The 26,004-nt window shown below is 57.3% G+C and carries 19 protein-coding genes; 10 read left to right on the forward strand and 9 right to left on the reverse strand.

Annotation, left to right across the window (positions count from 1 at the left end):
- Positions 1-39: 39 nt before the first annotated feature.
- The 5 genes from G5137_RS18740 to G5137_RS18760 all read right to left on the reverse strand — a co-directional run bounded on the left by G5137_RS18740 (position 40) and on the right by G5137_RS18760 (position 3,801).
- Positions 40-558 carry a GDYXXLXY domain-containing protein gene (locus G5137_RS18740; RefSeq protein WP_421255793.1) on the reverse strand — a complete coding sequence of 173 codons (519 nt, stop codon included), beginning with the start codon at positions 556-558 and terminating at the stop codon, positions 40-42.
- Entirely contained in the window at positions 555-1,559 is a 1,005-nt protein-coding gene (locus G5137_RS18745) for a DUF4401 domain-containing protein (RefSeq protein WP_421252353.1), read from the reverse strand. Before G5137_RS18745 ends, G5137_RS18740 begins: the two co-directional genes overlap by 4 nt.
- On the reverse strand, positions 1,552-2,490 hold the full coding sequence (locus G5137_RS18750; protein ID WP_421255794.1) for a DUF2157 domain-containing protein: 939 nt from the start codon (positions 2,488-2,490) through the stop codon (positions 1,552-1,554). The genes G5137_RS18745 and G5137_RS18750 overlap by 8 nt, the downstream gene beginning before the upstream one ends.
- 164 nt (positions 2,491-2,654) lie before the next feature.
- Complete coding sequence (locus G5137_RS18755) at positions 2,655-3,212, reverse strand: TMEM165/GDT1 family protein (RefSeq protein WP_005337386.1); 558 nt, start codon at positions 3,210-3,212, stop codon at positions 2,655-2,657.
- Positions 3,213-3,471: 259 nt separating this feature from the next.
- Positions 3,472-3,801, reverse strand: a complete 330-nt coding sequence (locus tag G5137_RS18760; RefSeq protein ID WP_005337385.1) for a translation initiation factor — start codon at positions 3,799-3,801, stop codon at positions 3,472-3,474.
- Between the two features lie 119 nt (positions 3,802-3,920).
- Between G5137_RS18760 and G5137_RS18765 the strand changes: the two genes are divergently transcribed.
- From G5137_RS18765 to G5137_RS18775, 3 genes are all read left to right on the forward strand, one after another.
- Complete coding sequence (locus G5137_RS18765) at positions 3,921-4,148, forward strand: FeoA family protein (protein ID WP_005337384.1); 228 nt, start codon at positions 3,921-3,923, stop codon at positions 4,146-4,148.
- Positions 4,149-4,276: 128 nt separating this feature from the next.
- A complete protein-coding gene (feoB, locus tag G5137_RS18770) occupies positions 4,277-6,550 on the forward strand; it encodes a Fe(2+) transporter permease subunit FeoB (RefSeq protein ID WP_266135580.1) in 2,274 nt (757 codons plus the stop codon).
- Complete coding sequence (locus tag G5137_RS18775) at positions 6,547-6,786, forward strand: FeoC-like transcriptional regulator (RefSeq protein WP_005350974.1); 240 nt, start codon at positions 6,547-6,549, stop codon at positions 6,784-6,786. Before feoB ends, G5137_RS18775 begins: the two co-directional genes overlap by 4 nt.
- Before the next feature lie 99 nt (positions 6,787-6,885).
- Here the strand turns inward: G5137_RS18775 and G5137_RS18780 are convergent, their stop codons facing one another.
- The 4 genes from G5137_RS18780 to gltB all read right to left on the reverse strand — a co-directional run bounded on the left by G5137_RS18780 (position 6,886) and on the right by gltB (position 15,158).
- Complete coding sequence (locus G5137_RS18780; protein WP_202005516.1) at positions 6,886-7,536, reverse strand: DUF2913 family protein; 651 nt, start codon at positions 7,534-7,536, stop codon at positions 6,886-6,888.
- 98 nt (positions 7,537-7,634) lie between these two features.
- Positions 7,635-8,930, reverse strand: a complete 1,296-nt coding sequence (locus G5137_RS18785) for a DEAD/DEAH box helicase (RefSeq protein ID WP_421255795.1) — start codon at positions 8,928-8,930, stop codon at positions 7,635-7,637.
- 342 nt (positions 8,931-9,272) lie between these two features.
- A complete protein-coding gene (locus G5137_RS18790) occupies positions 9,273-10,688 on the reverse strand; it encodes an FAD-dependent oxidoreductase (protein WP_021229438.1) in 1,416 nt (471 codons plus the stop codon).
- 12 nt (positions 10,689-10,700) lie between these two features.
- Positions 10,701-15,158, reverse strand: a complete 4,458-nt coding sequence (gltB, locus tag G5137_RS18795; protein ID WP_421255796.1) for a glutamate synthase large subunit — start codon at positions 15,156-15,158, stop codon at positions 10,701-10,703.
- Between the two features lie 611 nt (positions 15,159-15,769).
- On the opposite strand from gltB, the gene G5137_RS18800 reads away from it, so the two are divergent.
- The 7 genes from G5137_RS18800 to G5137_RS18830 all read left to right on the forward strand — a co-directional run.
- A complete protein-coding gene (locus tag G5137_RS18800; RefSeq protein WP_407959429.1) occupies positions 15,770-16,699 on the forward strand; it encodes a TIGR01212 family radical SAM protein in 930 nt (309 codons plus the stop codon).
- A 351-nt stretch (positions 16,700-17,050) separates the two neighbouring features.
- On the forward strand, positions 17,051-19,195 hold the full coding sequence (locus tag G5137_RS18805) for a type I secretion system permease/ATPase (RefSeq protein WP_421206390.1): 2,145 nt from the start codon (positions 17,051-17,053) through the stop codon (positions 19,193-19,195).
- On the forward strand, positions 19,188-20,621 hold the full coding sequence (locus tag G5137_RS18810; RefSeq protein WP_266135587.1) for an HlyD family type I secretion periplasmic adaptor subunit: 1,434 nt from the start codon (positions 19,188-19,190) through the stop codon (positions 20,619-20,621). The genes G5137_RS18805 and G5137_RS18810 overlap by 8 nt, the downstream gene beginning before the upstream one ends.
- Before the next feature lie 37 nt (positions 20,622-20,658).
- A complete protein-coding gene (locus G5137_RS18815) occupies positions 20,659-21,984 on the forward strand; it encodes a TolC family outer membrane protein (RefSeq protein ID WP_216953335.1) in 1,326 nt (441 codons plus the stop codon).
- A 138-nt stretch (positions 21,985-22,122) separates the two neighbouring features.
- A complete protein-coding gene (locus G5137_RS18820) occupies positions 22,123-22,875 on the forward strand; it encodes a transglutaminase-like cysteine peptidase (RefSeq protein ID WP_227343029.1) in 753 nt (250 codons plus the stop codon).
- A gap of 3 nt (positions 22,876-22,878) precedes the next feature.
- The gene (locus G5137_RS18825) at positions 22,879-24,804 is read left to right on the forward strand and encodes an EAL domain-containing protein (RefSeq protein ID WP_421255797.1); all 1,926 of its coding nucleotides are present in this window, start codon (positions 22,879-22,881) and stop codon (positions 24,802-24,804) included.
- A 269-nt stretch (positions 24,805-25,073) separates the two neighbouring features.
- The coding region (locus tag G5137_RS18830; protein WP_421255798.1) for a retention module-containing protein at positions 25,074-26,004 on the forward strand (931 nt) is incomplete at its 3' end.

Below are 26,004 nucleotides of genomic sequence, written 5' to 3' on the forward strand. Positions count from 1 at the left end.
AGTGTGACCATGAACAGAGTAAATAGCCACTCACTGCTGTTACCAGCGGGCGCGTGTCTGCCCGATGGGTTGGTAGGCCTCATCCCGTAGCCCCACCAGCAGGGTCTTGCCATCCGCTTGTAGCCGGAACTCGCCGTAGCGGGCCGCTTCGTACTGCTCCCTCGAGCCCTCTTCAAAGAAGTAGGCATCGGGGCCGATCTGCCACTGCCGCTCGCTCTGGTGCACTTGCAATAGCCGCTCATCGCTGGCGAGCCGATCCGGTTTGCCATCGACCACCAGAGTGGCCACCTGATGGGCATCGAGGCGGATCACCAGGGTGTCGCTGCCCTTGTCTTGAGTCGCACGGGCGTCGCGGCTGGTCAGCTCGCGGGCAATTTCGTAGTTGAGCCGCATGTAATCCCCCTGCATCAGAGAGCGGGGATCGACTGGGGCGAGTCGCAGCAGCACCACTTCGCCGCTGCTCATGGCGTGCTCATAGCGCCAGACGGTGGCATTGATGCCTGCCAGGATGGCGAGGCCGCTCAGCAACAGGGCGAGTTGTCGGGTCACAGGTTTCATGAGTCGCTCCTTGCCGCGAAGGTGGTGAGCAGCTGGCGGGCACTCAGCAGCAGGATGCCGGAGCCCAGCAGCAGCCAGGATTTGGTCATCAGGGTGAGCCCCAGATCGTAGTAATAGAGGGAGCCATAACCGAGCAGCAGCAGGGCCGAGAGGGTCATCAGCCCCAGACTGCCGGCATAAAACCCGAGGATCAGCACCAGTGCGCCTGCCCCCATGCCGGGGATGATGGCACTGATCAGCACCAGTGGCAGGCCAAACAGCAGGGGGAGCTTGAGTTTCACCATCACCGCCAGCAGCAGGGCGGCGCAGATCAGGGGATTGAGCCAGAGCGGCAGGCGGGACAGCCCCAGTTCGTCCAGCACGCTGCTGCCGCCATCCCAGAGCGGATGGTGCAGGCGGCCCAGCACCAGCAGGGAGAGGGCCAGCCCCAGCGTGATGGAGTGGTAGAGTTGGTGACGGGCGGGATCCCTATCTGCCCGCAGCCAGCAGAAGGTGATGGCCGCCATCACCAGCGGCAGCGCCAGCAGTTGCAGCCCGAGGCAAGCGAGGCCAAGGGTGAGCAGCAGGGCCGCCGCCACGCTGTGAAACAGCCGCACCAGCCAGTGATCGAACAGCACGGCGATGGCAAGGGACAGCAGGCACAACCCAAACCAGAGCAGGGCATGATGGAGATCAAGCTGATCGAGCAGGCCATAGAGCAGCCAGGCATCGGCCGCTAGGGTGAGGGCCAGCACGAACTGATCCCAGAGATCGCCGCTTTGGCTGCGATTGAGGGCGTAGGCCCCCGCCAGCAGCACGGCCCCGAGCAGCAGGGCGCTGTTGGCCTCGCGGGTCAGCTGTTCGAAGGTGAGAAACAGGAAAAAGAGCAGGAACAGGGCGGCAATCCACCCCACCAGCCCCAGCATAAAGCGGCTCGACCAGTGGGGCTGGGTATCACTGGGCTGATCCCCTTCCACCAGATTGGCCTGTTGCAGTGCTTGCCAAAGGGTCAGATCACTCATGAGACCTCCGTTGTTGTTGCAGCCAGCGGGCGGCGGTGACAGAAAGGCCGATGGCAATCAGGCTCAGCAGCAAGAAGCCGTTGATGTCGGGCTCCATCCACTTGCCCAGCGCCGCGAGGATGACGGCAATCAGGCTGAGGCACCCCATGGCGAGTCCGGCGATAAATCTGTGGTGCCACAGGGCATAGGCCGCAGCGAGCCAGCCAAGCCAGAGCGGCCACACCAGCAGGGAGGCGACATCAAACAGCGCCAGCAGGGTGAGCAGGGTGGCCCCCAGACCGGCAGCAAGGCCCGCCAGCCAGCTTGGCATCAGGCGCCAGCGGTTTGGCGCCAGCAGAAGCAGACCCCAGAGGGCGGCGTTGAGCAGGGTAAGGCACCAGCCCAATCCCTCTTCATCGAAGGTAAAGAAGAACGTGAACAAACCGAGCCGCCAGTAGAGCACCAGCGCCAGCTGGCCGAGCAGCCAGCTTAAGGTCCAGAGCAGGGGACTTTGGCCAAATGCCGCTAGCGGCACCAGCATCAGCGCCCAGGTGGCGAACAGTTGCCAGGGATCGGCGCCGGTCTGGTAGGTCTGACCCACCAGCGCCAGCAGGGCACCGATATTGAGGGCGATGGCGAGCAGCAGCGCCTGACGGGGGGTATCCCCAAGGGGTTTGCGCCACAGCAGAAGCAGCATGGCGAGCAGCGGCGCCTCCAGCAGGGCGAGGCGGGAGACCCGGCCCAACTCCTGCCAGTTGAAGGCAACGAAGAAGATGAGGCCAGCCCCGATGCAGAGGGCGCCGAGCCAGAGCAGCAGCCGGTCAAACAGCCACTGCCAGCGCGCCGGATGGGGGGGAAGATCGGCGAGGGTCAGGGCGTCCGCCAGCTTCTCTGGCGCCAGCCGTCCCTGTTTGACCCATTCGAGAAGCGTCTCTCTTGATACGTTGTGCATGGGGGGACTCCACGAGGTTTGCCCCATTATGGCATGAGGTCCCCGCAACCGTGCACTGCCCCTTGGCTGTAGGGCAGGTGGTTGCGACAGCGGGTTACGCACTAGACAAAGCAGCAAACAAAAAAGCCCTCCGAGGTGGAGGGCTTGGTCAGCGGAAAAGGCGATCAGGCAAAGATCAGGGTGCTCACCCCGAGGCCGACGAAGAGGATGGCGCAGGCGATGCGGATCCCCTTGAGCGGCAGCTTGTCTGCCCCCAGCTTGCCGATCAGCACCACCGGCACGTTGGCCAGCATCATGCCGAGGGTGGTGCCGGTAATGACCTGTACCAGCGAATCATATTTGGCGGCCAGCAGCACGGTGGCGATCTGGGTCTTGTCGCCAATCTCGGCGATGAAGAAGAGCACGAAGGTGGCCATAAAGGGGCCGTATTTATCCAGCGAGCTCTCCTCGTCATCCATCTTGTCCGGCACCAAAATCCAGATAGCCATGGCGATAAAGGCGATGGCGACCAGCCAGGTCATTATCTTGGGATCGAGCCAGCGGCTGATGAACTCACCAATCCAGGCAGCGCCCGCATGGTTGAGCAAGGTAGCCGCCAGCATGCCGGCGATGATGGGCCAGGGCTTGCGAAAACGGCAGATGAGCAGCAACGCCAACAGCTGGGTTTTATCGCCGATCTCGGCAATAGCGACGCTGAGGGTTGAGGTTAACAAGGCTTCCATAAAAATGACCGGGGGACGGAATTGTTATAAACCAAAGACAAGCCTGCGCCATCCGTCCCCGGTATTGGCACTGGCCCGTCAAAGGTCTTGTCAAATCCATGGCTGGCATGGATCACCCTGACCATGGTGATTTGGCACCAAGTATGTTGATCAGGGTCGCAAACCGGTATTCATGCAATGGATGGCACCGGCGTGCGAGACTACTCCCCCTCGATGGGAGCGGGCATTCTAGGGAAAAACCGCATGAGTGACAAGGGGATCAGCCACCCACCAGCTTGACGCTGAAACCGGCTTTCTCCAGCTCGGTTTTGATCAGGTCCCGTTTATCCCCCTGGATCTCGATCACTCCCTCCTTGATACCGCCTCCGGTGCCGCACTTTTTCTTGAGCAGGGTGGCCAGGGATTTTTGCTGATCGGCGGGTACGCCATGAATGGTGATCACCCCGGCGCCCTTGCGCCCTTTGGTCTCGCGGCGAATGCGCACGGTGCCGTCAGTGGGGAAGGGGGAGGCGGATTGGGGAGCGCTCTGCTCCTTGATCATGCCGCCATCTGTGCTGTAAACGAGGCGGCTGTTGTTGTCGTGACTCATGGCATTACTTTATGGGTTAGCTAAGCGGAGTTTGATTTTACTCAAATAAAAGTTGAAGACACAGCTTATAATGCCCCAAGTAAAAGAGAATTATTATTGTTTAACTTCAGGAGTCAGTCATGGTACTCACGCAGTTATCACCGGGACAGAGTGCTCGCATCAAGAATATGAATCAGCTCGCCCGGCCGCTGCGCCGCAAACTGATGGTGATGGGCCTGTTGCCCCAGACTGAAGTCATTTATCTGCGCTCCGCCCCCCTGGGGGACCCGCTCCAGATCCAGTGCCAGGGGATCTGTCTCTCCATGCAAAAGAGTCTGGCCCAGCAAATAGAAGTCGAGCCGGTATAACCCCCTGTTCGGCTACCGCTTCGGTCAAGAAAGTCACCGGGAGCGGTTCAGAGACAAGAAGTCGAACCTGCAAAGCAGCTTGCCACTCGCACGCGGTGGGTTCAGAAGAAAATAGAGGTAGAGCTGGTATGAATTATTCCCTGGTAACGGTAGGTAACCCCAATAGCGGTAAGACCTCCCTGTTCAACGCCCTGACCGGCGCCCGCCAGCAGGTAGGCAACTGGAGTGGCGTCACCGTAGACAAGAAGATGGGTGAGTTCAGCGCGGGTGAGCATCACTTCAAGCTGATGGATCTGCCCGGCATCTATAGCCTGGCGGGTCAGGATGGCAGTCTGGACGAGCAGATCGCCAGCCGCTTTGCCCAGGGCCAACAACCCGACCTGCTGCTCAACGTCATCGACGCCGCCAATCTGGAGCGCTCCCTCTACCTCACGCTGCAACTGCGCGAACTGGGCCTGCCCATGGTGGTGGTGCTCAACAAGCTGGATATCCTGCAAAAGCGCCGCATCGTCATCGACGATAGCAAGCTCGGCAAATCCCTCGGTTGCCCTGTAGTGGCCCTCTCTGCCCACAACAGCAAGCAGGTTGCCGCCTTCAAGCAGCAGATCCGGCAGTTTATCGGTCAGCCGCAAGCAGCCTTGCAACTCGATTACGGCCAAGAGCTTGAAACCGATCTGGCGGAGCTGGAGACCCTGCTCGCCCCGCATCACCTCACTACCCGTGGCCGCGCCCTGCGCCTGCTGGAAGAGGATGCGGTGATGCAGGAGACCCTGCTGCCCGGTCAGCAGGCGGCCGCCGCCAATGTGGTAGCTCGCGCTCATCAAGGGCAGGATATCGACCTGCAACTGGCAGATATCCGCTACGGCCATATCCACCAGTGGGTACAACAGGCTCGCCAGCAGAAGGGCAAGCTCACCGAGGCCCAGAGTGAGTGGCTGGATCGGGTGCTGCTCAATCGCTGGATTGGCATCCCCTTCTTCCTGTTTGTCATGTACCTGATGTTCATGTTCGCCATCAAGGTGGGCAGCGCCTTTATCGACTTCTTCGACATCATGGGCGGCGCCCTGTTTGTCGATGGGGTGCACCACCTGCTGGGGCTGATCAATGCCCCCGAATGGTTGGGCGCCATTCTGGCTGACGGCTTCGGGGTTGGTTTGCAGACCGTGGCCACCTTTATTCCGGTGATTGGTTGCCTCTATCTGTTCCTCGCGGTACTGGAGAGCTCCGGCTATCTGGCCCGCGCCGCCTTCGTGGTGGATGCCCTGATGCGCCGCCTCGGCCTGCCGGGCAAGGCGTTCGTGCCGATGCTGATGGGCTTTGGCTGTACCGTCCCCTCGGTGATGGCGACCCGTACCCTCAACTCCGAGCGGGAGCGGCTGATGACCTCCGCCATGGCCCCCTTCATGTCGTGCGGTGCCCGTCTGCCGGTTTACGCCCTGTTTGCGGTGGCCTTCTTCCCTGAATCAGGCCAGAACCTGGTGTTCGGTCTCTACCTCATCGGTATTCTGGTGGCGGTGCTCACTGGCCTGCTGCTGCGCAATACCCTGCTGCCGGGCAAGAGCGACTCCATGGTGATGGAGATGCCGGATTACGAGTGGCCGCGTCCTGTCAACGTTGCCATCAAGACCTGGCAGAAGCTCAAATCCTTCGTCTTTGGCGCCGGTAAAACCATCGTGCTGGTGGTTGCCGTGCTGAGCGTGCTTAACTCCCTGGGTACCGATGGCAGCTTTGGCCATCAGGAGCAGGAGAGCTCGGTCCTGAGCAAGATCAGCCAGGCGGTGACCCCGGTGCTGCACCCCATCGGTGTGCGCGATGACAACTGGCAGGCTACGGTCGGTATCGTCACCGGTATCTTCGCCAAAGAGGCGGTGGTCGGTACCCTCAACAGCCTCTACGCCGGTGGTGGCGCAGATGAAGAGGAGGCGAGCGAGTTCTCGCTGGTGGCCAGCTTCCATGAGGCGATCGATGCCGTGGCAGCCAATCTGGCGGAGATCAACCCGAGCGACCCTATGGGGCTTGATGTTGGCAACCTCGACGACCAGAAAGCTGCCGCCGAGGCGCAGGAAGTGGATGTCTCCACCTACGGCAACATGCAGACCCACTTCGATGGGGCGGCTGGTGCCTTTGCCTACCTCTTGTTCGTGCTGCTCTACATGCCTTGCGCCGCCGCCATGGGTGCCCTGGTGCGGGAAACCGGTCGCCAGTGGGCCCTCTTTACCGCGGCCTGGTGCAACTATATGGCCTTTATGTGCGCGACCCTCTTCTATCAGGTGGCCACCTTCGCCGCTCATCCGGAGCAGAGCCTGTTCTGGATCGTCAGCTATGGCCTCTCTCTGGTACTGCTCTGGTGGGCCGGTCGCCGTCACGGTGACATCGTCGCCCGCAAGGTGGTGACTTTATGATCCTGCGCGAGCTGGGGGATTACCTCGCCGCGCAGCAGAAGGTGAGCCGGCGTGATCTGGCTCGCCACTTCCACACCTCGGAAGATGCGGTGGAGGCCATGCTCGGCGTCTGGATGCGCAAGGGGCGGGTCATCAAGCGCGAGAGTCGGGTCTGTGGTGGCAGTTGCTGCGGCAAGAGCGAGGAGGTGATGTTCGAGTGGTGTGACGCGGGCCAGATTGGCATCAAGATCCGCTAAACGACTACCCAACCTCATCACCAAACATCGAACAATAAAAAACGGCAGGCCCTGCTTTAAATGAGGGTCTGCCGTTTTTATTGCTGCACACTGGCGGGATCAGGCGCTCTGGCGAGCCTCGCTCAGCAGTGCCAGCGCCGGTTGGGCGTTGTCCGGCATCAGCCGGTAGGCCTTGTGGTGTTTGACCAGGGTGGCTTTCTTGTTGCCCTGGCTCAGCAGCAGGCCGTGCTTGAAGGCCGCCTCGGCCAGCACCTTCTCGTCACCGCGCACATAGAGGGTGAGGGGTTTGACAAGCTCACCGTCCTCGATATGGCCTTCATATTCGCTATGGCTTACCACCAGACTCGCCTGACCGCCCGATTGCAGGCGCAGCTTGGCGTCCACCTCGCTCTCGGTCAGCACCAGCCAGCCTGCCGCTGAGAGCTCCTCCAGCAGGGCAGCCAGCTTGGCCCCCAGTTGTTGCGGGTTGGTCATGGCGCACTGGTATTGGAAGGCGATGCGCGCAAGCAATCCCTTGAGATCGGCACCCGCGCCCAGGGTGCGGCCAAGCTGCACCCAAGCTTTCAAATCTTCCATCACCAGACGGGAGAAGCGCTTCTCCTTGAGGGAGTCGGCCATCCAGGTGCAGAGAAAGTGGCTCTCTTGGGCTGGAGTGCGCTTGCCCGCCTTTTGTTCGGCGGTGCGGGCCAGTTCGGCCAGGCTCTGGGTGGCCATCTCGAGCAGGGCCTGATTGTAGGTCGGAGAGGTCATAAGCAATCCTTCAGTTGACCACCAGGGGTCAACACCGATGACAGAGATGGCAAAGGCGCCAGTGGCGCCTTTGCGGTTCAATAGAGCAACTGCCCGCCTTATTTCGGCTGACGGGGCTTCTTGGCTGCAGCCAGACGCTTGAGGCGCTGACCCTGCAGCTTGGCTTCGGCCATCACCTGGGCCACGGCGTTATCTTCACGCTGCGGGCGCTTGCCGAAGCGGCGACGCTCCTGCAGCTGTTTGATCAGCTCGTCACGGCTGCTCACCTCGTAGCCCGGCACCATGATGCGGCGGATCTTCTGGCCGATCAGGGCCTCGATCTCCAGCAGGGTACGCTCCTCTTCACGGCTGACGAAGGAGATGGCCATGCCGCGCTTGCCGGCACGACCGGTACGGCCGATGCGGTGCACGTAATCTTCCGCCAGGAACGGCAGATCATAGTTGACCACGTATTCCAGATCCGGAATGTCCAGACCACGGGCGGCCACTTCGGTGGCGACCAGTACCCGTACCTTGCCTTCCATGAATTCGCGCAGGGCGCGGCGACGGTTGCCCTGGGCCTTCTCGCCATGAACCACGGCGGACTTGATGCCGTCGAGGTTCAGCTCCTCGACCAGCACATCACAGCTCTCGCGGGTACTGGCGAACACCAGCACCTGCTGCCAGTTCTGCTTGCCAATCAGCTCTGAGAGCAGCTCGCGCTTGCGCTTCTGCTCGACCGGATAGACGGTGTGGCTGACGGTGTCGGCGGTGGAGTTCTGCTTGTTGACGCTGACGATCTGCGGTCTGTCCAGCATCAGGTTGGCCAGCTTCTTCACCGCGTCGGAGAAGGTGGCGGAGAAGAGCAGGTTTTGACGGGCCTTGTTGACCGCTCGCAGGATCTTCTGCACATCGGCACTGAAGCCCATGTCGAGGATGCGATCTGCTTCATCCATCACCAGACACTCGACGCCGGAGAGGCTGAGGTTGCAGGCGGTGAGGTGCTCCAGTAGACGGCCCGGGGTGGCCACAATGATGTGAGCGCCCGCTTTGAGCTTCTTGGCCTGCACGTCCTGCTTGCCACCGCCGACGAGGGTGATGGTGGTGATATCGAGATACTTGGCGAAGTCATTGATGTTGCTCGCCACCTGAGCCGCCAGCTCGCGGGTCGGGGTCAGGATCAGCACACGGGCGTTGGAAGGCTGGACCGGAGCCGGATTGTCTACCAGACGCTGCAAGATGGGCAGGGCGAAGGCGGCGGTCTTGCCGGTACCGGTCTGGGCGCTGGCCAGCACATCGCGGCCACGGCGAATGGCCGGGATCGCCTGTTGCTGCACAGGGGTCATCTCCTGATAACCGCAATCTGAGACAGCACGCAAAATCTCGGGGGCAAAATCGAACGATTCAAATCTCATAATGGGTTCCTGTGTTCCAGCTGGGCTGTGTTTGGCTTGGTTAGCTCGGCATGAGCGAGACGGAGGTTGTAACCACCGACGGCTGCGCCTGACATCAAGTCAGAGAGTGAGCCGGAAAATGGCGGGCGCGAAGTGTAACAGATAGACGTCACAAATTCTGCCTCAAATGGTTGGAGTTTTTCCCGTGGCAGTTGCCCAGTGTAGGAGCCATCGCAAGGCACTGCATCTAGTTATCTTCACGGCTGCCAGGAGCGTATGAGCGGTTGGTGAGCGCGCATAGAAAATCAGCCCCGCATTGGCGGGGCTGACTGTTAGGGAACATCACGGCTGTGGCCGGTCAGATCAGACCGCCAGATAGTCCATGATCCCTTCGGCCGCTTTGCGCCCTTCGTAGATGGCGGTCACCACCAGATCGGAGCCACGCACCGCGTCGCCACCGGCAAACACCTTGGGATTGCTGGTCTGGAAGGCGTATTCCGCCTGCTCGCGGGCCTTGATGCGATCCCGGTTGTCGAGCTCGATGCCGAACTCCGCCATCCAGGGCTGGGGGTTGGGCTGGAAGCCAAACGCCATCACCACCGCATCGGCGGCCAACACCTGCTCTGAGCCCTCGATAACCACCGGATTGCGGCGGCCATTGGCATCGGGTTCACCCAGCTCGGTGCTCACCACCTTGATGCCGACGGTGCGACCGTTGGCATCCAGCTCGACCGCCACCGGTTGCAGGTTGAACATGAATTCAACCCCCTCCTCGCGGGCGTTTTTCACCTCCCGCTTGGAGCCCGGCATGTTCTCCTCGTCGCGGCGATAGGCGCAGATCACCTTGGCGGCCCCCTGACGGATGGCGGTACGCACGCAGTCCATGGCGGTATCGCCACCGCCCAGCACCACCACCTGCTTGCCGGCGAAGTCGATGTAGTCGGCTTGCGCCTTCTCGAAGCCCAGCAGCCGGTTGGCGTTGGCGATGAGGTAGGGCAGGGCGTCATAGACGCCCGGCGCCTCTTCGTTGGCAAAGCCGCCCTTCATGTACTTGTAGGTGCCGACCCCGAGGAAGACCGCATCGAACTCGCCGAGCAGGTCGGCGAAGGTGATGTCCTTGCCCACTTCGGTCTCGAGACGAAACTCTACACCCATCCCCTGGAAGATCTCGCGGCGACGCTGCATCACCTCTTTTTCCAGCTTGAAGGAGGGGATGCCGAAGGTGAGCAGGCCGCCGATCTCCGGATACTTGTCAAACACCACAGGGGTGACGCCGTTGCGTGCCAGCACGTCGGCACAGGCGAGACCCGCAGGGCCGGCACCGATGACGGCGACCCGCTTGCCGGTTTTGACCACGTTCGAGAGATCGGGCTTCCAGCCCATCTCGAACGCCTTGTCGGTGATGTACTTTTCGATATTGCCGATGGTCACCGCGCCGAAGCGATCGTTGAGGGTGCAGGAGCCCTCGCAGAGGCGATCCTGCGGGCAGACCCGACCGCACACTTCCGGCAGGCTGTTTGTCTGGTGGGAGAGCTCCACCGCCTCCAGAATGCGCCCCTCTTTGGCCAGTTTCAGCCAGTTGGGGATGTAGTTGTGGACCGGGCACTTCCACTCGCAGTAGGGGTTGCCGCACTCGAGGCAGCGATCCGCCTGCATCTGTACCTGCGGCTGATTGAAGGACTCGTAGATCTCCACAAACTGGATTTTGCGGATCTTGAGCGGCTTCTTGGGCGGGTCGACCCGCTGGACATCGATAAACTGAAATACGTTCTGGCTCATAGGGTTCCCTCCTTATTGCGCCTGGATTCTGAGTTCTGCACTGGAACGGCTGGTGTGACCCAGTAGCGATTTCACGTCGCTGGACTTGGGTTTGATCAGCCTGAACTTGGGCACATAGGAGTCGAAGTTGGCCAGGATCTCCTCGGCGCGCGAGCTGCCGGTCTCATTGAGGTGCGCCGTGATGATGCCGCGCAGGTGCTCCTGATGGATGGCGAGATCCGCCACATCCAGCAGTTCCACCAGCTCGGGGTTGGTGCGCTTGGCGAAGTTGCCGCACTCGTCGAGCACGTAGGCAAAGCCGCCGGTCATGCCTGCCGCGAAGTTGACGCCAGTCTGACCGAGCACGGTGACGATGCCGCCGGTCATATATTCACAACCGTTGTCGCCAATCCCCTCGACTACCGCCAGGGCACCTGAGTTGCGCACCGCGAAACGCTCGCCAGCAGTGCCTGCGGCGTAGAGTTTGCCGCCGGTGGCGCCGTAGAGGCAGGTGTTGCCGATGATGGCTGCTTCATGGGATTTGAACGCCACGCCGACATGGGGCTTGATCACCAGCTTGCCGCCGGTCATCCCCTTGCCCACGTAGTCGTTGGCATCACCGGTGAGGATCATCTCAAGGCCACCTGCGTTCCAGACGCCGAAGCTCTGGCCTGCGGTGCCGTTGAAGTGCACTTTGACCGGATCGGCCGCCATCCCCTGGTTGCCGTGACGTTTGACGATCTCGCCCGAGAGGCGCGCACCCACCGAGCGGTCGGTGTTGCGAATGTCGTAGCGGAACTCGCCGCCGCTTGAGGTTTCCACCGCCTCCAGCAGATCCTCCACCATTTTCAGGTTGAGCGGCCCCTTGTCGAAGGTGGGGTTGTTCTGCTGGCTGAACAGGCTGGAACCTGCCGGTGCCACCGGAAGGGCCAGAATGCCGGAGAGATCCAGCTTGGCCTGCCGGGCGGTGAGGCCGGGCAGGGCCTCCAGCAGATCGGTGCGGCCAATCAGGTCGGTCAACTGGGTGACGCCGAGCTGGGCCATCAGCTCGCGGGTCTCTTCGGCGATGAACTTGAAGTAGTTCATCACCATCTCCGGCAGGCCGGTGAAGTGCTCGCGACGCAGCTTCTCATCCTGAGTGGCAACGCCGGTGGCGCAGTTGTTCAGGTGGCAAATACGCAGGTATTTGCAACCGAGCGCCACCATGGGGCCGGTGCCAAAACCGAAGCTCTCGGCGCCGAGGATGGCCGCCTTGATGATGTCGAGACCGGTCTTGAGGCCGCCATCCACCTGCAGCCGCACCTTGTGGCGCAGGCCGTTGGCGACCAGCGCCTGCTGGGTTTCAGCCAGACCCAGCTCCCACGGGGAGCCGGCATATTTGACCGAGGTGAGGGGGCTCGCGCCAGTGCCGCCGTCATAACCGGAGATGGTGATGAAGTCGGCATAGGCCTTGGCCACGCCGCAGGCGATGGTGCCCACGCCGGGCTCGGAGACCAGTTTCACCGACACCAGACAGCTCGGGTTGATCTGCTTGATGTCGAAGATGAGCTGGGCCAGATCCTCGATGGAGTAGATATCGTGGTGCGGCGGCGGTGAAATCAGGGTCACGCCGGGCACGGAATAACGCAGCTGGGCGATCTGGGCAGTCACCTTGTCACCGGGCAGCTGGCCCCCTTCGCCGGGCTTGGCGCCCTGCGCCACCTTGATCTGCACCACATCGGCGTTCATCAGGTAGTGGGGGGTGACGCCAAAGCGGCCGGAAGCGACCTGCTTGATGCGGGAGTTCTTCTCGGTACCGAAACGCTTGGGATCTTCGCCACCTTCGCCGGAGTTGCTCTGACCGCCGAGGCGGTTCATGGCGACAGCCAGCGCCTCGTGAGCCTCTGGGCCGAGGGCACCGATGGACATGGCGGCGGAGTCGAAGCGGGGGAACAGCTTGTCGGCCGGCTCAACCTGATCCAGCGCGACCGGATTGTCGACCTTCTTCAGGGCAAGCAGATCGCGCAGAGTGGCAACCGGGCGCTCGTTCACCAGACGGGCGTACTCCTTGTAATCGGCATAGTTGCCGGAGCGCACCGCGGTTTGCAGGGTCTGCACCACATCCGGGTTGTAGGTGTGGTACTCGCCGCCGTGGACGAACTTGAGCAGGCCGCCGTGGGGGAGGGGCTTGCGCACCAGCCAGGCCTGACGGGCTAGATTGTGCTGATCCTGCTGGATGTCGGCAAAATCGGCACCCTGAATACGGCTCGATACGCCACGGAAGCAGGTATCGACCACGGCTCTGGCCAAGCCCACAGCTTCAAACAGCTGGGAGCAGCGGTAGCTGGCGACCGTGCTGATGCCCATCTTGGACATCACCTTGTAGAGCCCCTTGTTGATGCCGTTGCGGTAGTTGACCATCGCCTGGCGCAGGGACATGGTGAGCACGCCCTCTTCAACCTGTTTGGCCAGGGTTTCGTAAGCGAGATAGGGGTAGATGGCGGTCGCGCCAAAGCCCAGCAGCACCGAGAAGTGGTGCGGGTCACGGCAGCTTGCAGTTTCCACCAGAATGTTGGCGTCACAGCGCAGGTTGTTGTCCACCAGGGTGCGCTGTACCGCGCCCACCGCCATGGCGGCCGGGATCGGCAGGGTATCGGCGCTGATATCGCGATCCGACAGCACCAGCAGTACGGTGCCACTCCTGGCGGCGGTTTTGGCCTCATCGCAGATGCGCACGATGGCCGCTTCCAGCCCCTCTTCTGGCTTGAAGTTGAGGCTGATCACCTGATGACGGTAGTACTCACCTTCCAGTGCCAGCAGCTGGTGGAAGTCGGAGTAGAGCAGGATCGGCGACTGGAACAGCACCCGGTGGGCGTGGCCGAAGGTCTCGTTGAAGACGTTCTGCTCGCGACCGATACAGGTGGCCAGCGACATCACGTGGTTTTCCCGCAGCGGGTCGATGGGCGGGTTGGTCACCTGGGCAAACATCTGGCGGAAGTAGTCATAGAGGGTGCGCGGGCCGGAGGAGAGCACCGCCATCGGGGTATCATCCCCCATGGAGCCCACCGCCTCCTGACCATTTTCACCGAGCACCCGGATGATCTGATCCAGCTCCTCGAAGGAGTAGCCAAACAACTTCTGATAGGTTTTCAGCTGGTCATCAGAGAACTCGCGGCTACCGGTCTGGCTGTCGTCCATCTGCTCGAAGGGGACCAGTCGGCGGCAATGTTTATCCATCCACTGCTTGTAGGTGTGACGGTTCTTGAGGTCGTCATCGATCTCGAAGCTGGTCCACACCTTGCCGTTGCTGGTATCCACCACGAACAGCTCGCCCGGGCCGACCCGGCCCTTCTCCAGCACTTCGTCCGGGGTGTAGTCCCAGGTACCGACTTCTGAGGCGAGGGTGATGAACTTGTCCTTGGTGATGACGTAGCGGGCCGGACGCAGACCGTTGCGATCAAGTGCGCAGGTGGCGTAGCGACCATCGGTCATGACGATACCGGCGGGGCCATCCCATGGCTCCATGTGCATGGAGTTGAAGTCGTAGAAGGCGCGCAGGTCATCATCCATGTTCGGGTGTTTTTGCCATGCAGGCGGGATCAACAGGCGCATGGCGCGGAACAGGTCCATGCCACCGGCGAGGAAGAGATCCAGCATGTTGTCGAGGCTGGAGGAGTCAGAGCCGGTGGTGTTGACGAAGGGGGCCGCTTCCTGCAAATCGGGAATGAGCGGCGTGGCAAACTTGTAGCTGCGTGCCTTGGCCCACTGGCGGTTGCCGGCGATGGTGTTGATCTCGCCGTTGTGGGCCAGATAGCGAAACGGCTGCGCCAGCGGCCAGCGCGGGCTGGTGTTGGTGGAGAAACGCTGGTGGAAGACGCAGATGGCCGCCTGCATACGTATGTCGGCGAGATCCAGATAGAAGCGCGGCAAGTCCACCGGCATGCACAGCCCTTTATAGACGGTGACCAGGTTGGAGAGGCTGACCACATAGAAGTAGTCGTCGTTGACGCGCTTTTCGATGCGGCGACGCACGATATAGAGACGGCGCTCGAGATCCTTGTCGACCCAGCCGGGCGGGGCGTTGACAAAGACCTGTTCAATGCTGGGCAGGGAGGCTTTGGCGATGGTACCCAGTACGTTGGTATCGACGGGCACCTTGCGCCAGCCGACCAGACTCAGGGTCTCTTTTTCCAGCTCTTCGTCTATGATGTCGCGGGTCTGCTGGGCCAATACGGGGTCAGGGTTGAGAAACAGCATGCCGACCGCATAGTTGCGGCCAAGGTGCCATCCCTTCTCCTCGGCGACAGCTCTGAAGAAGCTGTCCGGTTTTTGCAGCAGCAGACCGCAACCATCGCCGGTCTTGCCATCGGCGGAGATCCCGCCGCGGTGCTGCATGCGAGCCAATGCTGACATCGCGAGACGGACAAGCTTGTGGCTGGCTTCCCCTTCCATGTGGGCCAACAGGCCGAAGCCACAGTTATCCCTCTCCAGCTTTGGATCATATAGTGACATTGCATTTCTCCCTTGCTCGGCCTTGTATCGCACAGTCATCACCTGACTGCATAAATTGCGATTGGCTCTTGTGGTTCCGTCTGCCTGACGTGGCGAATCTCCAAACTAATGGGATTTTCTGGCGAGGTCAATCGCAGGTCAGGTTTGTCTTCATGATTACATTCGCATAACAAAATGTCGGGTTAGGGGGATTCGCTCGCAGTTATGGAGTGTTTATTCTGTGTATTTTTATTTTGTTGGTTAAATATATCGTCATTGGCGGGCTCAATGGTGCGCTCGGCGACGGTGGGCGAATGTAGTAATTTTACCAACCCGATGTGGCCGACAGCGGAAGGGATCACATTTTCAATATCCCATGCTTGCAATTGTGTGCTGTCGGGTCTCTTTGAATTTTTCATTGTTCAACAGTGGGTTATCAGGTCTCATTTTCATATGGATGTTTACTGTTTGAATCGTCAAAGAACTGTAAAAATCCTTTTTTTGCGCTTTTTCTCTATATTTATTCAAAATTGGTCGGGTATTTATATGTTTTACCCTCTCCGCTAGCTTGATCCAGCTCAGTCCCTGTTTTGCGCAAGCTCGTACAATGGCGCTCCTTTAGCGGAGGTGTCATGCAGTTACACGAACTCGTCAATACATTCGGTCAGGATCTCAAGCAGCGTCATGGTCAGAAGATCCACAAACTCTCCATCCATGGGGCCTTCACCTGCCCGAACCGTGACGGCACCCTGGGCCGCGGTGGCTGCACCTTCTGCAACGTATCCTCTTTTGCCGACGAGTCGGCTCAGCAACTCTCCGTGGTGCAACAACTGCTGGCTCGCCGGGACGAAGTCACCCGTGCCAAGCGCTATCTTGCCTACTTTCAGGCCTATACCAGTACCTATGCCGAGGTCGAATATCTGCAGCGGATGTATGAAGAGGCGCTGTCGGTGAGCGATATGGTGGGGCTCTGTGTGGGCACTCGCCCCGATTGCGTGCCGGATGCGGTGCTCGATCTGTTGGCGGGCTATCAGGCCCGGGGTTACGAGGTGTGGCTGGAGCTCGGGCTGCAAAGCGCCAATGACAAGACCCTGCAACGGATCAACCGCGGCCACGGTTATGCCGCCTATGAGGATGCGGTAAGACGTGCCCATCAGCGCGGCATCAAGGTATGTGCTCATCTGATCGTCGGCCTGCCGGGCGAAGTGCCAATAGACAGCCTCGATACCCTGCATCGTATCGTTGAGACCGGTGTTGAGGGGATCAAGCTGCATCCGCTTCATGTGGTAGAGGGCAGTACTCTTGGCAAAGCGTGGCAGGCGGGGCGCCTTGAGGTATTGACGCTGGAGCAGTATGTGGAAGCCGCTGTCGCCATGATCCAGCACACACCACCCGAGGTGGTGTATCACCGGATTTCGGCATCGGCGCGCCGCCCAACCCTGCTTGCTCCCGCCTGGTGCGAGAATCGCTGGACTGCGATGGCGGACATTGCACGAGCACTCTCCTTGAGTGGCCCTCAGGGTCATGCACTGGGAAGACCCTTCATACTTCCTGACCTATAATTGAGTTCGTAATTATTATTTTCACGTAAAACATAGGGTTATATAAAAAGTTCATACCATAAACTATAGTTTTGGTACCTGCAGGTTGATATAGTGATGCGCCACAATAAATGCCATTATCAATTAACACCTCCATTTACCTGAGGGAGGCGTCGGCATGATGCTCACAGGCTGGTTTTACCAATCATCATGCAAGGAAAATTGGTGGTGAGTGTCACGATGTATCCGGATAGGTTTATTCCCTGATCAGGCTCATCTGTGGGAGGGGGCTCGTTTTTAGAGTCGCTATAGCAGGAAAATATGAGTGATACCCCTCTCGTATCGACCTTATTAATGCAGTGACGGGATGCTATGCAAGCAGAAACAAGTCGTATCGATGAGTTATTGGAGTGTCTGGTCTTCTTGACCCGCTTTTATGGTGTGCCCAACAGCCAGGATGCCCTGACGACCGGGTTGCCACTGGTCTCCGGACGACTGACTACAGCACTCTTTTGTCGTGCTGCCGAGCGGGGCGGGCTATCTGCCCGTGAAGTGATCCAGCCGCTTGATCAGATCTCTCCCTTGCTGCTGCCCTGCGTATTGCAGATGCGTAACGGTGGCGCCTGTATTTTGCTGGAGTGGAACGAAGAGCGCAGCCAGGGGAAAGTGATTTTCCCGCAGGCAGGTGATGCCGCCCAATGGCTGACTGCTGCCCAGCTGGGTGATGAGTATTTGGGGCGTCTCTTTTACGTTAAGAAGCAGTTCAAATTTGACGAGCGCTCTCCCAAGGTGCTGGAGACCCGTGATGGCCACTGGTTCTGGAGCACTTTGTTTGAATCTCGCGGAATCTATCGCGATGTGCTGATCGCCTCCATTCTGATCAACCTGTTTGCCATCGCCAGCCCCCTCTTTACCATGAACGTCTATGACAAGATTGTGCCCAATCTGGCATTTGATTCGCTCTGGGTGCTGGCGGTCGGGGCCATGGTGGTCTTTACCTTCGATTTTGTGATGCGGCAGTTGCGCAGTTACTTTATCGATATCGCTGGCAAAAAGTCTGATGTGCTGCTGTCCGCCAAGATTTTCGCCAAGGTGATGGGCATGCGGATGGAGTCTCGTCCCGCTTCCACCGGCGCTTTCGCCAAACATCTGCAGGAATTTGAATCGGTGCGGGAGTTTTTCACTTCCGCGACGGTTTCTACTCTTATCGATCTGCCTTTTGCCGTCTTCTTCCTTTTTATTATCTGGATGTTTGCCGGTGTGATGGTGGTGGTCCCCATCGTCGCCATGCTGATCCTGATCGCCTACAGCTTCTATATTCAAGAGCCGCTCAAAAAGTCCATCGAAGAGGGTTCCCGGCTGGCCTCTCAGAAAAATGCCAACCTGATCGAAAGTATTTCCGGGCTGGAAACGGTCAAAATTTTTGGCGCCGAGAGTCTGTTCCAGCACCGTTGGGAGCAGGCTGTTTCCCATATTTCCACCTGGGGTGTACAAACACGGCGAATTACCAACTCCATGTCGTCACTGGCCAGTTATATCCAGCAGGTGGTGACGGTCGGTCTGGTGATTGTCGGTGTTTACCAGATCTCCGAAGGCTTAGTCACCATGGGGGGGATGATTGCTGCCGTGATGCTCTCCAGCCGTGCCATTGCGCCCATGGTGCAACTCTCAGTGTTGTCGACCCGTTATAACCAGGCCAAGTCTGCACTGGATATTCTGGAAAAAATCATGCAAACCCCGGGTGAGCAGGAGGAAGGCAAGCAATATATCCATCATCCGGTGATTGCCGGTCGAATTGAATTCGAAAATGTTTCGTTCAAATATCCAGGAATGGAAACCAGCACCCTGCACCATATCAATTTGCGTATTCAGCCGGGTGAAAAGGTGGCAATTATCGGCCGGATTGGGGCGGGTAAAACGACCCTCGAGAAGTTGTTGATGGGGCTGTATCGGCCGACTGACGGTTCGGTCCGGATCGATGGTTTCGAAATAGACCAGTTGCCTCCCTCGGTGATTCGTCGCAATATCGGTTGTGTTCCCCAAGATGTCATTCTCTTTTTTGGTTCGGTGCGAGACAACATCATGCTGGGTAATCCGCTGGTGGATGACGTGAGAGTCTTGCGTGCTGCCAAGCGGGCGGGCGTCACCAATTTTACCAACCGTGATCCCAACGGATTGGATCGGCAGATAGGTGAGGGTGGCCGTCAGCTTTCCGGTGGCCAGCGTCAGTCGATCCTGCTGGCACGCGCCCTGCTCAATGATCCCCCCATTCTGGTGATGGATGAGCCTACCTCCAACATGGACAACCAGTCCGAGATGCAGGTCAAACAGGAGCTCGCCAGACTGGGCCCGGAAACCACCTTGATCCTCATCACCCACAAGACCTCAATGCTGGATGTGGCCTCGCGAGTTATCGTCATCGAGCAGGGACAGATTGTGGCAGATGGTCCCAAAGAGGTGGTGTTGCAGCAGTTGAAGGAAGGCAAGGTGCGCGTGCAGGAGGTGTCCCATGGTTAAGGGGCTCATGAACTGGTTAAAACGCAGCAAAAATGCGCCTTCCGGTGATGTATTGCCGGCACCCGAGCATCTGGAGTTTGTCGATGACGGCGCGGCAGCTGTGTTGCTTACTACCCCAACCGGTGCCCGCATCCTGTTATGGTGCTGTTTCCTCTTTTTCATGAGTGCCATCGTCTGGGCTGCCTGGGCCGAGCTGGATGAAGTCACCGTGGGTCAGGGCAAGGTGATCCCATCCCGCCAACTACAGGTGATCCAGAATCTGGAAGGGGGGATAGTCAAAGAGATCTTCGTCAAAGAGGGAGATATCGTCGAGAAGGGACAGCCGCTGCTGCGTATCGATGACACCCGTTTCCGCTCCGATTTTCGAGAGCGTGAGCAGGAGCTGGTCACTCTGAAAGGAGATATTGCCCGGTTACGGGCCGAAATGGCCAGTGTTGAGGTTAAAAATGACCCTGCACTGGGGTGGCGTGAACAGGTAGTGGTGGGAGAAGCGCCAATTCAGTTTCCGGATGGCTATGAAACCGTCTTTCCCGAATATGCCAACCGTGAACGCTCGGTACAACGGGATCGCCTTAATAACCTGAAGAACCAGCTCTATATTCTTGGTCAACAGATCGAGCAGAAAGAGCAGGAACTGATTGAACTGAATGCCAAAATTCGCACCGTGAATCGCAGTGTGGATCTGGCCAGACAAGAGCTCAATATTAGCCGTCCACTGGCAAAAGAGGGTATAGTGCCTCAAGTGGAGCTAATCAAGCTGGAGCGGCAGGTCAACGAGATGCAGGGGGAGCTGGAGAGCAACCGTCTGCTGATCCCAAAACTCAATTCGGTGTTGCGTGAGACTATTTCCAAGCGCAATGACATAGCGCTGAAATTCCGTGCTGACTCCCAGACGGAACTGAATGAGAAGCAGGGGCGACTTGGCCAGTTGTCAGAAGGGCAGGTTGGCTTGCGAGACAGGGTAGACCGGACCAGCGTGATTGCTCCGCTCAAGGGCACCATCAAGAAACTCAAGATCAACACTCTGGGCGGCGTGGTGCAGCCCGGCATGGATTTGATGGAGATAGTGCCGCTGGAGGACACCTTGTTGGTTGAAGCCAAGGTGTCGCCGAAAGATATCGCCTTCCTGCGACCGGGGCTGGATGCCATCGTCAAGATCACTGCCTACGACTTTACAATCTATGGAGGATTGCATGGCAAGGTTGAACAGATAAGTGCGGACTCGATCCAGGATGAGGAGGGGAACTCCTTTTATCTGGTTCGGGTGCGTACCGAGAAGAGTTACTTGGGCGATGAGCTTAACGCACTTCCCATCATCCCCGGTATGTTAGCCAGTGCTGATATCATTACTGGTAAAAAAAGTGTCCTAGACTATTTACTTAAGCCGATTTTACGGGCTAAGCAGTCGGCACTGAGAGAACGATAAGCCAACAATCTAAAAACAAAACATGACTGGAGATAACATGAAAAAAACGATTGTTGCCATGCTGGTCAGTGGCATCACCCTGATCCCTAGTTTGGGTCAGGCCCAGACTCTGGAAGAGTCGGTGGCACAGACACTCGCTACGCATCCCAAGATCAAGGAAGCGTTTGATCTCTACCAGGCACGCCTCTATCAGCATGATGGCGCCAAGGGTGGCTATTATCCAACGATCGATCTGCGTGGCGGCGTAGGCTATGAAAAGACTGACAGCCCTTCTACCCGGGCTGCTGGTTCAAACAGCAATATTGATGACTCCATGACTCGCAAAGAGGCTGGGCTCAGTTTGCGGCAGATGTTGTTTGATGGCTTTGATGTCAGCAACAACGTCTCCCGAACTGAAGCTGAAGCCAACGCCCAGCGTCTGGCGATGATCTCCGAAGCAGAGAATACCGCGCTGCGAGTGGCTGAGGTCTACCTCAATATGCTGCGCCAGCAGGAGATCCTGGAACTCTCCAAACAGAACCTGGAAACCCACGAACAGATCCGTAGCGACATTCAGAAACGGACTGATTCAGGGCTTGGTTCTACTGCTGATCAGACCCAGATTGATGGTCGTGTTGCCAGGGCCTACGCCAACCAAGCCGCCGCTGAAAACAACTACCGTGATGCGGAAAGCGAGTTTATTCGGGTGGTTAACGAGGTACCAAAAGATCTCGTTCAACCGGTACCTAATGCCGAGTTGGTCCCGGCTAGTCTCGATACTGCCCTGAAAACGGCGACAGAAGTTCACCCGACCCTGCTCTCATCCCTGCAAGATATTGAAGCGGCCAAGTATCAGCATGAAGGTGCCAAATCCGGTTTCTACCCTAACGTCACTTTTGAAGTGGACCAAAACTGGAATGAGGATATTGATGCCGTTAAAGGTCGCAATGACGATCTGACAGCTATGGTGCGGATGCGTTACAACCTGTTCCGAGGTGGTTCTGACGTAGCCGAGAGCAATGCAACTTCGGCACTGTACTCTCAGGCGAAAGACATTCATCTGAATGCATTTCGTCAGGTAGAAGAGGGAACCCGTTTGGCATGGAATGCGAAAGAGTCGCTGGCCAAACAGAAAACCTTCCTTAAAGAGCATGTGGATGCAAGCTACGATACCGTTCAGGCATACAAGAAGCAGTTTGGCTTGGGTCAGCGAACCTTGCTGGACGTATTGAACACCGAAAACGAATTGTTCGAAGCGCGTCGCAGTTATATCACTGCTGAGTATGATGCATTGCTGGCGGACTATCGCATCCTCAATGCGACAGGAAGTCTGCTCAATGCATTTAGCGTCAAGCAACCCGCTGAATGGCAGCCCAGGCAATAACCGTTTGCCAATGATCCCGCCGGGATGATGATGAACGCCAACATGGTGACTGCTGCTGGCAGTCACCATGTTTGGCTAAAGCAGGTGGTTGCACGGTTTTTGAGGAGTGCAGTAGCAATCATGCAGCAGGCATATGACGTGACACTTCTGCGTGGTACCGGAAGCAGATGGTATGATCTCCTCAATAAATGGAGATACCGATCTCTACGTACTCTGCGCCACTCCTTATGGATCCTGCTGTTACCCTTCTCACTTTTGCTCTGTGCCAGCCAGCCTCTGCCACAGGAAGATCTCAACTTGATCAAGCGGGCGGAGCAGACCTATGGTGCCAGAGCCGGCAAGCGTGTAACCAGTTGGCGCATGCTGGTGATGGAAACGAAGGGAAAGGCACTGAGCGAGGCGAAAAAGCTCGAAAGAGTGAACAACTTTTTTAATCAAATGCGCTTTGTTGATGACATCAAGTTGTGGCGCAAGAAAGATTACTGGGCAACCCCGCTCGAGTTTCTGGGGGCTGCCGGAGGAGATTGCGAAGATTTCAGTATTGCCAAATATTCCACACTACTGGAATTGGGGATCCCGGATGAAAAAATGCGGATGGTTTATGTCAAGGCCCTTGATTACAACCAGTTCCACATGGTGGTGGCATATTATGAGACCCCCTCTTCTGTTCCGGTTATTTTGGATAATTTGATAGGCTCTATTCGACCTGCTACCCAACGGCGAGATTTGGTACCTATCTATAGTTTTAACGGTAGTCACTTGTGGTTGATGAAGGCGCGAGGCCAAGGGGAGCTGGCTGGCCAATCATCTCGCTTGGGATTATGGAATGATTTACGCAATCGCATGACATCGGGGCGATTGGCTAGGCCTGTGGTGAATTTGGATGATTAACCTATGACGCTTTATAGACAGTTATTGGCCACCATGTTGCTGTTGTTTGGACTGTTGTTTGCAGCTACGTATTGGGTGCAATTCAATTCGACACGAACTTATCTGGCACAACAGCAGGAGACAACGGTAATAAACACCGCTACGTCACTGGGACTGGCATTAACTCCTTATCTTGAAAATGGCGACAAGGTGGGAGCTGAGTCGGTGATTAAGGCCATATTTGATGGTGGTTATTACCGTATGGTTCGTCTTGACCTGCTTGCGTCGAAAGATGTGATTGAAGAAGAAAACAGCAGCCGTATTCAAGGTGTACCTGACTGGTTTATTGAACTTGGCTTGTTTCCGGAAGTATCCAATGAGTCAATTCTGACGTCTGGCTGGCTGCAACTTGGCAAGCTCAAGGTGGTGGGCCACCCAGGACAAGCCTATCACGAACTGTGGGCAGGGATGAGCGAACTGGCGACCTGGTTTGTGATTGGATTTTTGGTAACCACGATCTTGCTTATGCGTGCACTTAATTTCCTGTTAAAACCGCTCAAGCAGATTTGTGAGCAGGCCGTCGAGATTGAATTGCATCATTTTGGGCATACCATTCCAGAGCCCAAGACCTATGAATTGAAGCAGGTTGTACAAGCGATCAACATCTTATCCGGAAAGTTGGCGGTGCAATTCAAAGAGCAGGCCGACGAGGCGGAGAAACTGCGTGAACGAGTTTATGTGGATGCCGTTTCTGGCTTGGGTAATCGAGCCTATTTTGTTGGTCAGGTTAATGCCTGGATTGCAGAATCTGGCCAAGGGGGCATCATGTTGGTTGCGGTAGATATGCTCGATGATATCTACCGTGATGAAGGTTTTGCTGCCCGTGATAATATGGTCAAATCTATAGCACAAATCTTACGCGAACAGCTTAAGGGATGGGATGGTGCAGCTGTGGCGCGGATATCAGCGACCGAATATGCTCTGCTCTGCCCGACAGATGATTTGGGTCAGCTTAAGGAGTTGGCAGAAATTATCAATTCTCGTATTGCTGATCTGGTCGTGAACCCAATGGCGGAGGGTAATCCTCTCTCCGTCATTGGTATTGCAGGCCGTGATGGTAATGATGATCTCTCAGTCCTGTTGACTAAAGCGGATAATGCACTCGGCAAGGCGCGTAATGAACGCCGTGGTGCTGTTGTCATGGAAGGGGGAGCCGAGCAGGGGTTGATGGGGCGCTTGGCATGGCGTGATTTGGTTCAGGATGCTATTTCGCATCACCTCTGGCGATTCAAGGCTCAGCCAGCTTGCCGATTTGATAACGGGGCCAGGTTGCATGCCGAGTTGTTTGCATCTATCTCTCGCGATGGCACGGACTATTTTGCCGGTCAGTTTTTGCCTGCCATCGAACAGTTCAAATTGGGGGGCGATTTTGATCAGGCAATACTTGATGCATGTGTTCCCTTACTGCACAAACAAGCGGATCTAGTGCTGGCAATTAATATAACGGCAGGTTCGCTTTGTTCGGATGAGTTTTTGACCTGGCTGACGCACTATCTGGTCGAACATGGCGAATTGAAAGAACGGCTGTTATTCGAGATACCCGAGGCAGCCATTATGAAGCACAAAGATCATGTGGCCGCTTTGGTAGGCGCATTGCAGGTCCATGGTTTCCAGTGGGGGGTTGACCACTACGGCCGTCACTTCCAGTCACTGGGCTATCTGGAGGAGTTAGCGCCTGCCTATGTCAAGGTGGATCACGGTTATACCAGTCAGGTCATGGAGCCGGGTGCTGACACCTCATTCTTGGCTGCAGTGTGCCGAGCTGCACACAATGCCGGTGTGAGCACCATTGCAACCCGCGTCGAAGATCAACATCAAGTGGAACTGCTTTCCAAGTTGCATATCGATGGTTATCAGGGATTTGTGCATCCTGCTTTCCCCTTGTCTTGATTGATATGTGCAGTGTAGAAATGGCCCCGAATGGGGTCATTTTTTATATCAATACAATATATTTTTTGATTTTTTTATTATCAAATTAATATGGGTGTTATTTGGTTCCATTTATATCGTTATGATTTTAATGAAGAAAAAATAACCTTTCGATTTTATTCTCTATATCGGTTTGAGGGCAGTCAAACCTATAGATTATTGCAACGGAAAAGCACGTTATCTCCCTCTACGGTGTAGACATCAAGATCTGTCACGTTGGAGCAATGGATATGCGTACCCAAATCATCGACAAGTCCGTGGTTGTCTCAGCTATCGAAGGGAATGTGGAGATTGTGCTGGCTGATGGCAGCAGTCGCCCCCTGCAAAAGGGGGAAATACTCCAGCCCGGTGCCAAATTGACCATAGCGGATGATGCCAAGCTTGTTCTTTCCCCCTATGACGATACACCAGCGCAGAATGTACCCACCGGTTCCGAATTAGCAGAACCGGGACAACCGCAAGGTGGTGCCAGCACGGAGGGCACTCCTTCTGACATTGCTGCATTGCAAGAGTCAATTTTGCAAGGCGTTGACCCGACGCAAAACTTTGAGGCTTCAGCAGCAGGTGGTGCACCTGCTGCCGGTGGTGGCGGTGGTATTGGCGGGGTAGCAGGAGCAAGCGGCAATGGTGGCTTTGTCACCATTGATAGAACCGGTGATGCGACCATTGCCGAGGCCGGTTTTGATACCAATTATCAGGCTGAACCCATTATCAACACTGAGCAAGCGGCTGAACCACTGTTAGAACCGGAGCCACTAACTAATCTCTTGTTGGATGAGAGTGAAGTATTTTCGATGGATGAAGATAACCCTGTCAGTGGTGATCTTTTGGCCAATAGCTCCAACCCGGATGGTCCCTTGGCTCAATCCATCATCAGCTATAGCTGGGGTAGTAATATTGATGTTCCCGCAGGTGTTACATCGACCCTTACTGGCATTGGTACGCTGATCATCAACAGTGATGGCTCTTTCACCTTTACCCCCGCTCCTGACTATTCTGGTGCAGTTCCTACAGTAAGTTATCTGGTCACCGATAGTTCTGATGTTGTTACTTCGACCTTGACGCTGATAGTGACGCCACAAGGTGACATCGACTTCAACGTCGAGGCGCTGAATGCGGGTGCGACCGAAACGGATGGCACGGTACAGGTGCTGCTGACCA

It is taken from the genome of Aeromonas sp. 600282 (assembly GCF_049175755.1).
Taxonomy (GTDB): Bacteria; Pseudomonadota; Gammaproteobacteria; order Enterobacterales; family Aeromonadaceae; genus Aeromonas; species Aeromonas veronii_A.

Coding starts and splice junctions, on each gene's coding strand:
- G5137_RS18740 (WP_421255793.1), bottom strand. CDS start 558: ATGAAACCTGTGACCCGACAACTCGCCCTGTTGCTGAGCGGCCTCGCC.
- G5137_RS18745 (WP_421252353.1), bottom strand. CDS start 1,559: ATGAGTGATCTGACCCTTTGGCAAGCACTGCAACAGGCCAATCTGGTG.
- G5137_RS18750 (WP_421255794.1), bottom strand. CDS start 2,490: ATGCACAACGTATCAAGAGAGACGCTTCTCGAATGGGTCAAACAGGGA.
- G5137_RS18755 (WP_005337386.1), bottom strand. CDS start 3,212: ATGGAAGCCTTGTTAACCTCAACCCTCAGCGTCGCTATTGCCGAGATC.
- G5137_RS18760 (WP_005337385.1), bottom strand. CDS start 3,801: ATGAGTCACGACAACAACAGCCGCCTCGTTTACAGCACAGATGGCGGC.
- G5137_RS18765 (WP_005337384.1), top strand. CDS start 3,921: ATGGTACTCACGCAGTTATCACCGGGACAGAGTGCTCGCATCAAGAAT.
- feoB (WP_266135580.1), top strand. CDS start 4,277: ATGAATTATTCCCTGGTAACGGTAGGTAACCCCAATAGCGGTAAGACC.
- G5137_RS18775 (WP_005350974.1), top strand. CDS start 6,547: ATGATCCTGCGCGAGCTGGGGGATTACCTCGCCGCGCAGCAGAAGGTG.
- G5137_RS18780 (WP_202005516.1), bottom strand. CDS start 7,536: ATGACCTCTCCGACCTACAATCAGGCCCTGCTCGAGATGGCCACCCAG.
- G5137_RS18785 (WP_421255795.1), bottom strand. CDS start 8,930: ATGAGATTTGAATCGTTCGATTTTGCCCCCGAGATTTTGCGTGCTGTC.
- G5137_RS18790 (WP_021229438.1), bottom strand. CDS start 10,688: ATGAGCCAGAACGTATTTCAGTTTATCGATGTCCAGCGGGTCGACCCG.
- gltB (WP_421255796.1), bottom strand. CDS start 15,158: ATGTCACTATATGATCCAAAGCTGGAGAGGGATAACTGTGGCTTCGGC.
- G5137_RS18800 (WP_407959429.1), top strand. CDS start 15,770: ATGCAGTTACACGAACTCGTCAATACATTCGGTCAGGATCTCAAGCAG.
- G5137_RS18805 (WP_421206390.1), top strand. CDS start 17,051: ATGCAAGCAGAAACAAGTCGTATCGATGAGTTATTGGAGTGTCTGGTC.
- G5137_RS18810 (WP_266135587.1), top strand. CDS start 19,188: ATGGTTAAGGGGCTCATGAACTGGTTAAAACGCAGCAAAAATGCGCCT.
- G5137_RS18815 (WP_216953335.1), top strand. CDS start 20,659: ATGAAAAAAACGATTGTTGCCATGCTGGTCAGTGGCATCACCCTGATC.
- G5137_RS18825 (WP_421255797.1), top strand. CDS start 22,879: ATGACGCTTTATAGACAGTTATTGGCCACCATGTTGCTGTTGTTTGGA.